The sequence below is a fragment of the Parablautia sp. Marseille-Q6255 genome, assembly GCF_951230155.1.
Taxonomy (GTDB): Bacteria; Bacillota; Clostridia; order Lachnospirales; family Lachnospiraceae; genus Choladousia.
The window spans coordinates 1-14,598 of the sequence record NZ_CATNVD010000003.1 but is presented as its reverse complement, the minus strand read 5'-3'; the positions used below and the strand labels follow the sequence as shown (position 1 = coordinate 14,598).

12 protein-coding genes and 1 other annotated feature are annotated in these 14,598 nt (G+C 51.0%); all 12 genes read left to right on the top strand.

What is annotated here, in order from left to right; translation table 11 throughout:
- The first annotated feature begins 12 nt into the window (after positions 1 to 12).
- The 12 genes from QOX44_RS03620 to QOX44_RS03570 all read left to right on the top strand — a co-directional run bounded on the left by QOX44_RS03620 (position 13) and on the right by QOX44_RS03570 (position 14,295).
- On the top strand, positions 13 to 945 hold the full coding sequence (locus QOX44_RS03620) for a CvpA family protein (protein WP_283681323.1): 933 nt from the start codon (positions 13 to 15) through the stop codon (positions 943 to 945).
- An 82-nt stretch (positions 946 to 1,027) separates the two neighbouring features.
- Positions 1,028 to 1,271 (top strand) — a binding site (T-box leader).
- 317 nt (positions 1,272 to 1,588) lie between these two features.
- Positions 1,589 to 2,590: an ABC transporter substrate-binding protein gene (locus QOX44_RS03615; protein WP_283681599.1), complete on the top strand. Its 1,002-nt coding sequence runs from the start codon at positions 1,589 to 1,591 to the stop codon at positions 2,588 to 2,590.
- A 19-nt stretch (positions 2,591 to 2,609) separates the two neighbouring features.
- Positions 2,610 to 3,542 (top strand): ABC transporter permease, encoded by a 933-nt coding sequence (locus QOX44_RS03610; RefSeq protein WP_283681322.1) that lies wholly within the window; start codon positions 2,610 to 2,612, stop codon positions 3,540 to 3,542.
- Positions 3,536 to 4,345 (top strand): ABC transporter ATP-binding protein, encoded by an 810-nt coding sequence (locus QOX44_RS03605; protein ID WP_283681320.1) that lies wholly within the window; start codon positions 3,536 to 3,538, stop codon positions 4,343 to 4,345. Before QOX44_RS03610 ends, QOX44_RS03605 begins: the two co-directional genes overlap by 7 nt.
- A gap of 150 nt (positions 4,346 to 4,495) precedes the next feature.
- Positions 4,496 to 6,910, top strand: a complete 2,415-nt coding sequence (locus tag QOX44_RS03600) for a GH36-type glycosyl hydrolase domain-containing protein (RefSeq protein ID WP_283681319.1) — start codon at positions 4,496 to 4,498, stop codon at positions 6,908 to 6,910.
- Between the two features lie 54 nt (positions 6,911 to 6,964).
- Complete coding sequence (locus tag QOX44_RS03595) at positions 6,965 to 8,383, top strand: phosphoglucomutase/phosphomannomutase family protein (RefSeq protein ID WP_283681318.1); 1,419 nt, start codon at positions 6,965 to 6,967, stop codon at positions 8,381 to 8,383.
- Between the two features lie 26 nt (positions 8,384 to 8,409).
- Positions 8,410 to 10,224 (top strand): sensor histidine kinase, encoded by a 1,815-nt coding sequence (locus QOX44_RS03590; RefSeq protein WP_283681317.1) that lies wholly within the window; start codon positions 8,410 to 8,412, stop codon positions 10,222 to 10,224.
- Positions 10,225 to 10,311: 87 nt separating this feature from the next.
- On the top strand, positions 10,312 to 11,625 hold the full coding sequence (locus tag QOX44_RS03585; protein ID WP_283681316.1) for an ABC transporter substrate-binding protein: 1,314 nt from the start codon (positions 10,312 to 10,314) through the stop codon (positions 11,623 to 11,625).
- Between the two features lie 111 nt (positions 11,626 to 11,736).
- On the top strand, positions 11,737 to 12,624 hold the full coding sequence (locus QOX44_RS03580; RefSeq protein WP_283681314.1) for a carbohydrate ABC transporter permease: 888 nt from the start codon (positions 11,737 to 11,739) through the stop codon (positions 12,622 to 12,624).
- 10 nt (positions 12,625 to 12,634) lie between these two features.
- A complete protein-coding gene (locus QOX44_RS03575) occupies positions 12,635 to 13,354 on the top strand; it encodes a carbohydrate ABC transporter permease (protein ID WP_331488308.1) in 720 nt (239 codons plus the stop codon).
- A gap of 14 nt (positions 13,355 to 13,368) precedes the next feature.
- Positions 13,369 to 13,497, top strand: a complete 129-nt coding sequence (locus QOX44_RS18055; RefSeq protein ID WP_331488307.1) for a hypothetical protein — start codon at positions 13,369 to 13,371, stop codon at positions 13,495 to 13,497.
- A gap of 33 nt (positions 13,498 to 13,530) precedes the next feature.
- Positions 13,531 to 14,295 carry a response regulator transcription factor gene (locus tag QOX44_RS03570; protein ID WP_283681313.1) on the top strand — a complete coding sequence of 255 codons (765 nt, stop codon included), beginning with the start codon at positions 13,531 to 13,533 and terminating at the stop codon, positions 14,293 to 14,295.
- Positions 14,296 to 14,598 lie beyond the last annotated feature (303 nt).

Below are 14,598 nucleotides of genomic sequence, written 5' to 3'. Positions count from 1 at the left end.
CAGGAGGAGATTATGAATATACTTGAGATTGCGGTACTGATTCTGATCGCAGGCTTTGCTCTTGCCGGATGGCGCAGAGGATTTGTACGCAAGCTGGCGTCGATGCTGTCGCTTGTCGTTTCTATTGTTTTAGTCTCTGTGTTTCTTCCATATATGACAGAATTTCTGAAGACAGATACGCCGGTATATGAGTACATCGTAAAGCAGTGCCGCGAGGTTGTGACAGAAAATCTGAGCGGTGTGCTCACTGCAGGAAGCTTTGAAGGCGGATCGCAGGAGAATAAGGACGCCGGGGCGGCAGATTCCTACCGCGACATGGGAAGAGAAGAGATCAAGGCGTTGATGGAGCAGTATGGGTATGACAGCTCGATTGTGGATGCGCTTAGCGACGAGCAGCTCGAGGAATACAAAGAGAAGTATATAGAGCAGTATGTGCAGCAGTATTTCGGCGGCGGAGATGGCGCGCCGACAGGAGAAATGACAAAGATCGAGCAGACCGAGCTTATTGAGCATCTTCCGATCCCGGAGGCGCTTCGGGAGCTGCTGCTCAATTATAATAACGATGAAGGCTACAGCAGTCTTGGTGTCTCAAGCTTTCAGGATTATCTGATCCATTTTATCGCTACGATGATCCTCAACGTGATCGCATTTGTGTCGGCCGTGATCCTGGTCCAGATACTTTTGCATGTAGCGATCACCGCACTCGACATCCTGGCTCATATCCCCCTGATCGGCGGCGTGAACCGGCTGCTCGGGCTGCTGCTCGGCTGCATACAGGCATTGTTCTTTCTGTGGCTGTTTTTCCTGATCCTGTCCATGATGTCTGCGACACAGTGGGGCATGCAGCTGATGGATATGGTACAGAGCAGCCAGGCACTGAGCAGCCTGTATGATTCCAATCTGTTTTTACAGATCGTAGTCCGCACAGCAGCGATGTTTGTATAAGTATCTCCAGAAATAGGTCCAGAAATAAAAGAAAAGGATTGACAAACGTGTTTTTCAGTGTTACACTTTACCACAACAAAGGAAGAAACCGATGAGAAAGAATAGTAGGCACACATCGTGAGGTCACAGAGAGCTGCAGGTGGTGGGATTGCAGTACGGCACAGTTTGCTGAATGGACTTTTGAGGGCAGTCTGAACATACTTCAGTAGGACTCGCCGGGAACCGAACCCGTTATCAATCAGGAGTGTATGATAGTACATGCGAAAGTGGACATTACGTCAAAGTGAGTGGTACCGCGATAATAAGAACTTATTACCGTCTCAGATATATAATACAATATTATATATCTGAGACTTTTTTTTCGCGAAAGCAATGAGCCGTGCAAAATCAGAAACTGACAGCCAGGCTGCTTGCAGCCGGGGCTGTCAGGTGATGATTTTATAGGGCGAATGCCCGCGAGCGAGAAGAAGCGAAGCGGAATCGAGCTTGCAGCACGGCGAAAAAGCGGCAAAATCGAAGGTCAGCCAGGCTGCTTGCAGCACGGCGAAGAGAACAGTCGTATATCCACGAATTCCGGTTCCTCCTTTGCAACAACGGATCACCGGGTGCGTCCCGCAAAAAGGAAAAGGAGAACAAGATTATGATGAGAAAGGTATTAACAGCTACAGCAGTATCGATGATGGCAGCCGCTATGTTTGCGGGCACAGCAATGGCAAAAGAATATAAAGTAGGGATCATCCAGTTTGTGGATGACGCTTCTCTGAATCAGATCGAGGCGGCGATCGAAGCGCAGCTCGACGCAAAGTCTGCAGAGGGAGAGGATCAGTTTATTTATGACGGGTACGTGTTTAATGGACAGGCAGATGCGACAACGCTTGGGCAGATCGCAGCGCAGCTCATTTCAGACGAGGTGGACGTGATCGTACCGATCGCGACGCCGGCAGCCCAGATCGTTCAGGCTGCGACAGAGGACGCAGATATTCCGGTCGTATTTTCTGCTGTATCGGATCCGGTAGGCGCAGGCCTGGCAGAGAGTATGGAGGAGCCGGGAGCAAATATCACCGGTACAAGCGACGCGCTCAATACGAATGCGATCCTGGATCTGATGCTTGCAGCAGATCCTGAGGTAAAGTCAGTAGGGCTTCTTTACAGCCAGTCGGAAGATTCCTCCAAACAGCCGATCGAAGATGCGAAGGCATACCTTGATGAAAAGGGCATTAAATATGTAGAAAAGACAGGAACGAATAATACAGAGGTCGCACAGGCAGCGGATGCTCTTGTGGCAGCCGGTGTGGACGCAGTATTTACACCGACAGACAATACGGTCATGACAGCAGAGCTGGGGATCTATGAAAAGTTTATTGATGCAGGTATCCCGCATTATACAGGGGCAGACTCCTTTGCATTAAACGGTGCGTTCTGTGGGTATGGAGTCGACTATGCAAATCTCGGAACAGCTACGGCAGATATGATCGTGGAGGTGCTCCAGGGCGCTGATCCGGCAAAGACGCCGATCCAGACCTTTGATAACGGGATCGCTACAGTCAATACGGAGACGGCAGAGGCGCTTGGGATCGATTACAGCAGCTTTGAAGGGCTGTGCACGGCAGTTGTAGAGACTGTTACAGCAGAGGAATTCGAATAAGTTAAAGGGGAACGGAACCATGGGATCAATTTTATCACTTCCAGTTGTGACCAGTGCCTTGGAGCTTGGCTTTATCTATGCACTGGTGGCGCTGGCGCTGTTTATCAGCTATTCGATACTCAATATTGCAGATCTGTCTACAGACGGATGCTTTACGCTTGGCTGCGCGGTAGGGGCGCAGGTGGCGATCATGGGACATCCGGTGCTGGCGCTGTTTGCCGCGATGGCTGCAGGCGTCTGTTCCGGCTACATCATGTCTGCGCTTCAGACAAAGCTGGGCGTAGAGCCGATCCTTGCGGGGATTATTGTAAATACAGGGCTTTATACCGTCAACCTTGCGGTGATGGGCTTTTCCTCAAATCTGTCGATCTTTAAAAGCGATACGGTGTACAGCCTTTGCAAGGATATTTTTGGAAGTACGTGGTATAAGCTGATCGTTTCAGTGATCATTGTTGTGCTCGTGTGTCTGATCATCGCATGGTTTCTCCGTACCCGCATTGGTCTTTCTATCCGGGCGACAGGGGATAATGCCGACATGGTGCGCGCATCCAGCATCAATCCGGGCTTTACGATCACAGTAGGCCTGTGTATCTCCGGTTCTCTGACAGCTCTGTCCGGCTGCCTGATCGGCCAGTATCAGAAAACGTGTGATATTAATCTTGGTACCGGTATGGTTACGATCGCGCTTGCCAGCCTGATCATTGGCGAGACACTGGTCGGAAAGCAGAGTATGGGACGCAGGATCGCGGGGGTGATCCTGGGAAGCTGCCTGTACCGTTTTGCAATCGCGATCGCACTGCGGCTGCATATCCCGGCAGAATGTCTGAAGCTTGTTTCGGCAGTGATCGTAGCTGTCGCGATTGCGTCTCCGTATCTGAAACGTCAGATATCGTTTCAGAAAAAGCGCAGAGCAGCGGCTGCGGCCAGGAAAGGAGGGCGCGGCGTATGCTGATGCTGAAGAATATCAGAAAAGTATTTAATGAAGGAACGGTAAATGAGAAGGTCGCGCTCGACGCAGTGAGCCTGACGGTAGAGAACGGTGATTTTGCTACTATTATTGGAAGCAACGGAGCCGGAAAGTCTACTCTCTTTAACTGTATCTGCGGCAGCTTTTATGTCGATGAGGGCAGTATCTTTCTGGACGGCAGTGATATTACGTATGTGCCGGAGTACCGCAGAGCGGTACAGATCGGCCGGCTCTTTCAGGATCCTATGAGAGGGACTGCGCCACATATGACGATAGAGGAAAACCTTGCTCTGGCATACCTGCGCGCTGCAAAAAGGAAAAATTCTGTATTTTCCAGGATCACGAATAAAGAAAGACAGCTCTTCCGGGAGCGGCTCGCACTGCTTGACATGGGGCTGGAGGACCGGATGAAGCAGCCGGTAGGGCTTCTTTCCGGAGGCCAGCGACAGGCGCTCACGCTTTTGATGGCTACGCTCGTACCGCCCAAGATCCTGCTGCTCGATGAGCATACGGCGGCGCTCGATCCGGCGACGGCCAGGAAGGTGCTTGCGCTGACGAAGCGGATCGTGGAGGAGGAGCAGCTTGCCTGCCTGATGATCACGCACAATATGCAGTCCGCGCTGGAACTTGGCAACCGTACGCTGATGATGGATGCGGGGAGGATTGTTCTTGATATTTCCGGACAGGAGCGCCAGGGTCTTACTGTGGACGGCCTGCTTGAAAAGTTCAGCGCAGGGGCCGGGAAGGCTTTGGATAATGACCGCATCCTTCTGTCGCGGACAGAGTAAACGGGAAATCCATCTGATGCGGATGGCCCGGATGCATGAACAGTAAAAAGCAAATATTGACAAAACAGACAGTTGTATGAAACTGTCTGTTTTTTTATACTTAAATAAGAAAATTATAGCGTCAGTGTACAAGAAAAGGGAGGGTTTTTCATGAAATATGGATTTTTTGATAAAAAAAACCGGGAATACTGTATTGATCGGGTAGACATTCCGGTATCATGGACTAATTATATCGGAGTGGAGGATATGTGCGCAGTAATGAACCATACTGCCGGAGGCTATGTGTTTTATAAGTCTCCGCAGTATCACCGCATCACCCGCTTCCGGCCAAACGGTGTGCCGATGGATGGACCGGGACATTACGTTTACATAAGAGATGATGCAGACGGAGATTACTGGAGCATTTCGTGGCAGCCGGTCGGAAAGCCGCTTGAGAAAGCGCGCTACAGGTGCAGGCACGGGATGTCCTACTCGGTATACGAGTGCGGCTACAGGGGGATCAGCGCGTCCGAGAGGATTTTGATCCCGCTTGGGGATGCAGTTGAGCTGTGGGATGTCACGATCAGAAATGACAGTGAAGAGGTGCGTGATCTGAGCGTATTTTCTTACTGTGAATTTTCTTTCCATCATATTGACATGGACAATCAGAATTTTCAGATGAGTCTGTATGCGTCCGGTTCTTCTTATGAAGATGGCGTCATCGAATACGATCTGTTTTATGAGGAGTTTGGCTATCAGTATTTTACTGCGAGCTTTGAGCCGGACAGCTTTGACTGTCTGCGCGATACCTTTATTGGCGGATACCGGACAGAGCGTGATCCGATCGGAGTAGAGCGGGGCATACTTGGCGGCTCTTTTGAAAAGGGCGGTAATCACTGCGGGGCTCTGCACAAAAGGCTGCGTCTTGCGCCGGGGGAAGAGGTGCGTCTGCTCTTTATGCTGGGAGAAGGGAATCGCGCGGCTGCTCTTCCGATCCGTAAAAAATACAGTGATCCGGCACAGGTGGACCGGGCGGCGGATGCGCTTGCCGCCTTCTGGGAGGAAAAATTTTCACGGCTTCAGGTGCATACGCCCGATCCGGATATGAACCTGATGCTGAATACGTGGAATCTGTATCAGTCGGAGATTAATATTATGTTTTCGCGCTTTGCCTCGTTTATCGAGGTGGGAGGCAGAACAGGCCTGGGATACCGTGACACGGCTCAGGACGCCATGACGATCCCGCATTCAAATCCGGAAAAATGCCGGATGCGTATTGTACAGCTGCTGCAGGGACTCGTATCACAGGGATATGGGCTGCATCTTTTTGATCCTGCGTGGTTTGAACCGCAGGAAGAGCAAAAGCCATTTGCCTCTCCTACTGTGGTCCCGACTCCTTCGGCGCAAGACCGGATCCACGGACTGAAGGATACGTGCTCCGATGATGCGCTGTGGCTGATCCCGGCGGTCATGGAGTACATACGGGAAACGGGAGAAACACAGTTCCTCGATGAGGTGCTTGGCTATGCAGATGACAGCCTGAAGCCGGATGGCGCGCCAAAGGGCGGTACGGTATATGAGCATATGAAAAGGATCCTGGACTTTTCGGCACGGCAGATCGGCGCGCACGGTATCTGTCTGGGGCTGCGTGCAGACTGGAACGACTGTCTGAACCTCGGCGGAGGAGAAAGCGCGCTCGTCTCCTTTTTGCATGTATGGGCGCTCGGACATTTTCTGGACGCTGCAAAATTGCAGAAAAATCAGAAAGACATTGAAAAATATTCAGAAATGCGTGAGAATATTATCAAGGTCTGCCAGACGGAGCTGCTGGATGAGGACTGGTTCATCCGCGGCATTACAAAGAGCGGACGCCGGATAGGGACAAAGCAGGATCAGGAGGGGAAGATCCATCTGGAATCCAATGCATGGGCAGTCCTTTCCGGGGCAGCCACGCAGGAGCAGGGGGAGCGTGCGATGGACAGTGTGTACAAATATCTTTACACACCATACGGCATCATGCTGAACGGGCCCTCCTACACGAAGCCGGATGAAGAGGTGGGCTTTGTGACGCGCGTTTACCCCGGAGTAAAGGAGAATGGGGCGATCTTCAGTCATCCAAATCCGTGGGCATGGGCGGCAGAATGCTGTCTCGGACGCGGAGACCGGGCGATGGAGTTTTACCGGGCGCTGTGTCCGAGCCGGCAAAATGACAGGATTGAGATCCGTCAGGCGGAACCGTATTCGTATTGCCAGTTTATCATGGGCAGGGAGCACAGCGCCTACGGCAGAGCGAGACATCCGTTTATGACAGGAAGCGGCGGATGGGCATATTTTTCCGCTACGCGCTATATGCTGGGCATCCGTCCGCAGCTGGAGGAGCTCCTTGTAGATCCCTGCATTCCGAAGGACTGGACGGAATTTGATGTTGACAGGACGTGGCGCGGCGCAAGATACCAGATCCATGTGGAGAATCCGCACGGGGTGTCAAAGGGAGTCCGGGAGCTGTACGTGGACGGCGAAAAGACAGACCGGATCCTGCCGTTTGCAGCGGGGACCAGGCATGAGGTCCGTGTGATCATGGGATAACAGAACAATGGGAAGGGCATCAGGTGCCGGGACGGCACAGAAAGGAAGGCGCAGATGATAGAGTTTGGAACGGGCGGCTGGCGCGCAGTGATCGGAGATGGATTTACGAGGCAGAATATCCAGCTTCTGGCAAAGGCAATGTCTATGAAAATGAAGCGGGAAGGTGTAGAGGATCAGGGGATCGTGATCGGTTATGACCGGAGATTCCTGTCTAAGGAGGCGGTAAAGTGGGCGTGCGAGGTCTTTGTCGCAGAGGGGATCCGGTGTCTGTTTGTGAATCGTTCGTCACCGACGCCGCTTGTCATGTTTTATGTGGAAAAGCATAAGCTTCCCTATGGGATGATGGTGACAGCGAGTCATAATCCGGCGATCTATAATGGCTTTAAGGTATTTACGTACGGCGGCCGTGATGCGAGCGCAGAACAGACACAGGAGATTGAAGCGTACGCAAGGAGCGTAAAGCAGGAGGAGATCCGCTGGATCGAGTATGAAAAGGCAAAGGCATCCGGACTGGTGGAGGAATTTAATCCGCTGAATGAGTATCTGGACAATATTATTGACAAGATCGACATGAAAGCGATCCGCGACCGCGGGCTCCATGTGGTGCTTGATCCGATGTATGGGGTGAGCCAGACGGCGATAAAGACGATACTTTCCACCGCGCGCTGTGAGATCGATCTGATCCATGAGACGCATGATACGCTGTTCGGGCGCAGGATGCCGGCTCCCAGCCGGGAGTCCCTGACTGAGCTGTGTAAATACGTGACAGAGATGGACTGCGATCTGGGTATCGCGACCGATGGAGATGCAGACCGCCTGGGCGTGGTCGATGATACAGGAAAATATCTGCATGCAAATGATATTCTTGTGCTTTTGTATTACTATCTGCTGAAGTATAAGGGATGGCACGGACCCGCAGTGCGCAACGTTGCGACTACGCATCTGCTTGACCGCATTGCAGAATCTTTTGGTGAGAAATGCTATGAGGTCCCGGTGGGGTTCAAATATATCTCCGCAAAGATGACGCAGACGGGGGCGATCATCGGAGGAGAATCCTCCGGAGGTATGACAGTGCGCGGCCACATTAATGGCAAGGACGGGATCTATGCGGCTTCCCTTCTGGTAGAGATGATCGCAGTGACAGGAAAGAAGCTCTCTGAGCTGATGAAGGAGATTGAACAGCAGTACGGACGCTGCCATGTGGCGGAGCTCTCCAGAAGCTTTCCGTCAGAGCGCAGGGAAGAGCTCAAAAAGCTCCTGTATGAAGATAAACTTCTGCCGGCATTTGCACGGCCGATCGAGCGCGTATCATATCTGGACGGCTGCAAGGTGTACTTTAAGGATGGCGGCTGGGTGATCGCCCGCTTTTCAGGGACAGAGCCGCTTTTGCGTGTATTTGGAGAGATGGAGGATGAGGAAACAGCGCAGCAGTACTGCAGAGATTTCTTTCATTTTCTGGGAATTGATGAGTAAAACAACAGGTTAAAGGAGACAAAGGCATGAAAACGAAAAAGGGAATGAGACAGCACTCGATGAAATGGACGATGATGGGAATTTTACTGGTCTGCTGGCTGATTCCCTTTTCCTTTTTGATCGGGGTGCTCGGTTTTTACATTGCGAGCAATCACAGCGATATGACGGCAGAAAATTTCCGCAGGCAGCTGGAAGTAAATAACGGTATCTGTATTTCCCATCTGAATACGGCGATCGCCGATTCGAGAGAGGCATCGTATGACGGTGATCTGCTGGCGGCGAATGACCGTTACCGCAGCGGGGAGATAACGAAAGTGGCGGCGGAGAAGGAGTACAACCAGTATCTGGTGTCCAAATATCAGAAAAATGATGCGATCTGTGCCGCCTTTCTCTGGTTTGCGCAGGGAGAGGATGAGAGCATTTACAATATATATAATGAGCGTGCAGGCGCGACCTATCAGCTTGTAAAAAAATTTGAACGTGAGGATTATGAGGCAGCCAGAGCGTATGCGAGCGGGCTGGGAACAAAGTCCGGCTTTCTTTACCGCGATGGGCGGCTGTATCTGGTGCGGAATCTCATTGACCATACATATACCGAGCGGGGCACGCTTGTCTTTTGCCTGAACCAGGCATATTGCTTTGCGGGCCTTTCTTCTTTCCCGTCTGCACAGAAAGTGGAGCTGGTATTAAATGGAGAAAGCATCCTGCTGGCGGGGGACGAGGGCATCATTGCCCCGGATGAGAAGGATGGAGCAAAGCAGCTTAAGGACGGCTATCGCTGGGTCGGGGACAGGCTGTATGTGGCAGATGTGCAGAAGGGAGACGGCTATGGGATGTCTGCTGTGATGCTGCTGCGAAAGGAAATCTCACCCTTCCCGTTTTATGGCTATCAGTATGTGACGGGAGGCATGGTGGTGCTGCTTCTGCCGCTGCTTTTGTTTGTGGTATTTGTTTTCCAGCGGCAGGTAGCCCGTCCGGTCGAGGAGCTGAGCGCCGGAGCGGCGCATATTGAGGCGGGCGAGCTTGGCTTCCAGATTACGACAGAACCGTGCAATCTGGAGTTTGCTTATCTGAACAAAGCGTTTAACGAGATGTCAAGCCACCTCAGGCAGCAGTTTGACCGCATTTATCAGGAGGAGATCGCCCTGCGCGAGGCGCGCATCATGGCGCTCCAGTCGCATATCAATCCACATTTTATGAATAATACGCTGGAGATCATCAACTGGGAGGCGCGTCTGAGCGGCAATCTGAGAGTATCTCATATGATAGAGGCGCTTTCTACGATGATGGATGCGGCCCTTGACCGCAGAAAACGGCCGGAGGTACGTCTGGCAGAGGAAATGCAGTACGTGAATTCGTATCTGTATATTACAAAGGAGAGGCTTGGCAAACGCCTGACTGTAACCTGTGATCTGGGCGAAGAGCTGATGGATTACATTGTGCCGCGCCTGATCCTGCAGCCGATCGTGGAAAATGCGGTAGAGCATGGCGTCGTGCCCAATGGCACAGGGATTGTGGAGATTTCCGGGTATCATGACGGGGAATACCTGTATCTGGAGGCTGTGAATAACGGAGGGCTTTCGGAGGATGACAAGCGGCGGATTGACCGGCTGCTCTCCCGGGAATATGGCAGGGATGACAGTATGGAAAAAGAGCCTGCGGGAAATCTGGGGATAGCAAATGTCAATCAGAGGCTTCGGATCATGTACGGAGCTCCGTGCGGATTGACGATCCGGGAGAGTACAGAAGGGACGGTTGTAGCACTTCTGACAATGCCGCTTCGGAAGATGAATGACAATATTGGTGAGATGAACAAAACAAGACAAGAAAAGGCACATTGAGTTATTCAAAAATACGGAAAAAAGGCGCATACTAAGTACATAGCAATAAGGAAGCAGTAAAACTTATAAACATTGGGAGGTAGCAGTATGAGAAGAAGAGCAGCTTTAGTAATGGCAGGAGCACTTGCCTGCACGATGATGGGCACAGGGATCACCGCAAATGCAGAGGGCGTGGAGCTGAACGTCACTACGACATTTGCCGGAGAGGATGGCAATGCACAGAATTTTAAGGATGCAGTAGCAGCGTGGGAAGAAGAGAGCGGTAATAAGGTAAACGATGCTTCGGCGACATCTGACGAGACGTTTAAGGCGCGGGTAGAGATGGATTTTCAGACGGGAGCAGACCCGGATGTCCTCTTTTTCTTTAACGGAGCAGACGCAAACTCCTTTATCGAGGCCGGGAAGGTTGTGCCGATCGATACGATCCGCAAAGAGTATCCTGAGTATGCATCAAACATGAACGATGATCTGATCGCTGCATCTTTGGTGGACGGAGCGAAATACGCAGTTCCGGTAAACGGATACTGGGAGGCAATGTTCGTGAATACAGAGGTGCTCGATGCAGCGGGAGTCGAGGTGCCGGGAGCAGATTATACCTGGGACGCATTCCTTGAGGACTGTCAGAAGATCAAAGACGCAGGCTATGCGCCGATCGCAGCGGCTCTTGGAAACATCCCGCATTACTGGTGGGAGTATTCGATCTTTAACAATGGCAATATCACAGATCATATGACGGTGCCGGAAGACGTATCTGACGCACAGGGCGCGGCATGGGTCAATGGTATGAACGATATAAAGGCGCTGTATGAAGCAGGATATTTCCCGGAAAATACACTTTCCGCAACAGATGATGAGACATTTGCAGCATTTATGGATGGAAAGGCAGCATTTCTGGTGGACGGTTCCTGGAAGGTCGGCGGTATCGCGGGCGCATGTCAGTCTGATCCGGAGGATGCCTCTACGTTAGACGCAGAGAAGCTGGATAAGTTTACTGTGACGTATGTACCGGGAAAGGGTGAGAGAAAAGCAACCGATCTGATCGGCGGTCTGTCCATGGGCTACTATATCAGTACAGCGGCATGGGAGGATGAGGCAAAACGCGAGGCAGCAGTCAGCTTTGTAGAATATATGACGAGTGATGAGATGGTGGCAAAGTTTGCACAGCATACGGCATCTGCTCTGAAGGCAGCGCCGGCAGCAGATGAGGCAGCATTTAATTCTCTTCAGCTCAAGGCGATGGATATGATGTCAGGCGTTACCTCTCTGACAGGCGCAGTACAGGATGTATTTAATGGAGAATGCAGAGTATCTACATTCGATGGAATGCCGCAGATCGTTACGGGAGAAGTAGCGGCAGAGGATGCAGTGGCAGAAGGCCTTGCAGTTTATCAGGCACAGTAAAGAAGGAAAGGGCTGTTGCGAAGGATCCGGTGTGCCCTTCGGACGTCTATCCGGAGGGCATACGTCCGCAGCAGCTCTTTTTGCGTCTTATTTTAACAGGGAGGTTATCCTATGGGAGCAAATATATACAGAAAAAAGACGCTGCTTCCGGTGTTTCTGATACCGGCATTCGCGTTTATGGTGGTGTTTCTGCATTATCCGTTTATCGTCAATATCCTGAACAGCTTTCAGGAGATTTCCGGGCTGGCGGCACAGTCAAAGGGACTTCAGACGCCGTGGTACGCAAATTACATAAAATTGTTTCAGGATAAAAATATGGCGATCGCGCTGAAAAATACGCTGATCATGATGGCGGCGACCATCGTATTTCAGGTGGGGATCGCGCTGCTGCTGGCGATTCTGGTAGACCAGATCAGATTCGGAGCAAAGTTTTTCCGGGTTGTCTATTTCTTCCCGATCGTGATTTCGGCGACTGCACTCGGTCTTTTGTTTAATCTGATCTTCCTGCATGACAAGGGAATGATCAATCAGATCCTGGAAATGTTCGGACGGGAAAAGCTGATCGACTGGAAATCAGGGGGACTTGCGATGTTTACGATGCTGCTCCCTGTTATGTGGCAGTATGTCGGGTTTTATTTTGTCATCATCGTTACAGGGCTTAATAATATTTCCCCGGATCTGTATGAGGTATCCGCAATCGATGGCGCAAGCCGCTGGCAGAGGATCCGTTACATCACACTTCCGCTTCTGCACAATGTACTGTGTACCTGTGCTGTGCTGGCAGTGACGGGGGCGCTTAAGGTATTTGATCTTCCGTGGACGATGTTCCCGAAGGGGATGCCGCTGAATCAGACATGGCTGACCGGAACGTACATGTATTATCATGCGAATGAGACGCGCAATACCGATTACGGCTGTGCGATCGCGGTGGTGATCGTTGTTCTGGGTATCCTGACCGCGAAGATCGTGAACCGCATATTTAAAGAGAAGGATTATTAGGGGTGAGAAGATGGGAAAGAAAAAGAAGAGCAATGTGTGGATGATCCCGGTGTACGCCATTTTGATCATATGGGCGCTCTCCACGATTTATCCGCTGATCTGGGTCATGTTAAATTCCTTTAAAGTAAAGAATGAAATTATCGCGAATTCCTTTTCCCTTCCGGTCGGCGAGCTGTTTACCTGGGCAAACTACAAACGCGCATTTGACCGTGTGCCGATCCTTGGCGCCTATGTGAACAGTCTGCTTGTCTCCGGGATGGTGACAGTCGTGGTCATGCTTCTGGCAGGACTTGCCTCGTTTGCACTTGTCCGATACAACTTTAAGGGAAAGAATTTTCTGATGTCGGTTGTCGTAGGCAGTATGATGTTTCCGGTCTTTGCTACGATTGTACCGGTCTTTCGCATGGAGGCTGCATGGGGGATCGTCAATACGAGCAACCGCTGGCTGTCTCTGATATCGTGTGCGCTGCCGCAGATTGCGGGGAATCTGTCATTTGCCATCATCGTGCTCTCGGGATATATCCGCAGTCTTCCTGTGGATCTTGAGGAGGCGGCTTACATCGAGGGCTGCAGCGTACCGAAGATCTTCTTTAAAATAGTAGTGCCACAGTTGCGAAGCCCTCCTTCGCAACTGTGGCGATCTTCTCCTTCCTGTGGAGCTACAACGATCTGTTTACGCAGACATTTTTCCTGCGCTATCCGACGCAGTGGGCGATCACAAGACTGCTAAAGGAGCTGACAGCAATGGAGGGGACCAATTACGGACTGATGGCTTCGGCGGTGACGATCGTAGTAGTACCGGTTATCATCTTGTATGTTTTCCTGCAAAAGTATATAATAAAAGGAATGACGGCGGGAGCGATCAAAGGCTGACTGGCGCGAAAAGAGAGATGTAAGGGGACGAAAATGTACAGGGTGGTAATTATTGATGACGAACCGATCATTGTGACCGGACTTACCAGAATGATTCCGTGGGCGGATTACGGATGCGAGGTGGCAGGTGCGGCGTATGACGGACTGGAAGGACTTTCTGTCATACGAAGCATGCGGCCGCACATCGTGATCTCAGATATTTATATGCCAAAGATGAATGGGCTGGCAATGGCTGCCGCGTTAAAATCAGAGTTTGAGGATATGGAGCTGTCTCTTCTGACCGGCTATCGCGATTTCGACCTTGCTCAGGAGGCGATACGTCTCGGGGTGACGCGCTATATCCTGAAGCCCTCCAATATGGAAGAGCTTCAGGAGGCAGTGCGGGTCATGGTTTCCAACCTGCAGCGTAAGGGGATCACAGGAGGAAAGCTGGCCGAAGAGGAAGGGCATGCTTTGCCGCAGAAAGAATCCGCGGCAGGAAGCTTTACAGTAAATCGGGCATTAGAGTATATGAAAGAAAATTACAGCCACAAAGTAACGCTGACAGATGTGGCGGATAACACCTATGTGAGCCAGTGGCATCTGAGCAAGCTGCTGAACCGTCACACAGGCAAAAGCTTTTCGGAGCTGCTCAATACGATCCGGATCGAGGAGGCCAAAAAGCTCCTTGCAGATCCGGCGCTTCGCGTAGGCGATGTGGCGGAGAAGGTAGGGTTTCTCGATATGGCGCACTTTTCCAGAGTCTTTAAAAAGGTCACAGGTATTTCAGCAAATGAGTATCGCAACACCATAAAATAGGGCGTTGCAGGGCCTGCGCGAAAAAAGTGCGAAAAAAATAAAAAAATGTAAAAAAAGTTGTTGACAAACCAGAGAACTGATGATATTATAAGTCTCGCTGCTGAGGGAAACAGCAGAGCACAAACAAAACCGCAAAGCTGATTCGAAAGAATCAAAAAAAGATTTAAAAAACTTGAAAAAAGTTGTTGACAAACGAAAAAACATATGATAATATATCAGAGTTGCTTCGCAAGAGACAACAACAAAGAACCTTGATAACTGAACAGTGAAACAACCTTGAAAAATTCTTGAAAAAGTTTTATT

What these genes read in the sequence shown, in the direction of transcription:
- QOX44_RS03610 (WP_283681322.1), top strand. Translation starts at nt 2,610, where the DNA reads ATGGGATCAATTTTATCACTTCCAGTTGTGACCAGTGCCTTGGAGCTT.
- QOX44_RS03600 (WP_283681319.1), top strand. Translation starts at nt 4,496, where the DNA reads ATGAAATATGGATTTTTTGATAAAAAAAACCGGGAATACTGTATTGAT.
- QOX44_RS03590 (WP_283681317.1), top strand. Translation starts at nt 8,410, where the DNA reads ATGAAAACGAAAAAGGGAATGAGACAGCACTCGATGAAATGGACGATG.
- QOX44_RS18055 (WP_331488307.1), top strand. Translation starts at nt 13,369, where the DNA reads ATGGAGGGGACCAATTACGGACTGATGGCTTCGGCGGTGACGATCGTA.
- QOX44_RS03580 (WP_283681314.1), top strand. Translation starts at nt 11,737, where the DNA reads ATGGGAGCAAATATATACAGAAAAAAGACGCTGCTTCCGGTGTTTCTG.
- QOX44_RS03605 (WP_283681320.1), top strand. Translation starts at nt 3,536, where the DNA reads ATGCTGATGCTGAAGAATATCAGAAAAGTATTTAATGAAGGAACGGTA.
- QOX44_RS03570 (WP_283681313.1), top strand. Translation starts at nt 13,531, where the DNA reads ATGTACAGGGTGGTAATTATTGATGACGAACCGATCATTGTGACCGGA.
- QOX44_RS03575 (WP_331488308.1), top strand. Translation starts at nt 12,635, where the DNA reads ATGGGAAAGAAAAAGAAGAGCAATGTGTGGATGATCCCGGTGTACGCC.
- QOX44_RS03585 (WP_283681316.1), top strand. Translation starts at nt 10,312, where the DNA reads ATGAGAAGAAGAGCAGCTTTAGTAATGGCAGGAGCACTTGCCTGCACG.
- QOX44_RS03620 (WP_283681323.1), top strand. Translation starts at nt 13, where the DNA reads ATGAATATACTTGAGATTGCGGTACTGATTCTGATCGCAGGCTTTGCT.
- QOX44_RS03595 (WP_283681318.1), top strand. Translation starts at nt 6,965, where the DNA reads ATGATAGAGTTTGGAACGGGCGGCTGGCGCGCAGTGATCGGAGATGGA.
- QOX44_RS03615 (WP_283681599.1), top strand. Translation starts at nt 1,589, where the DNA reads ATGAGAAAGGTATTAACAGCTACAGCAGTATCGATGATGGCAGCCGCT.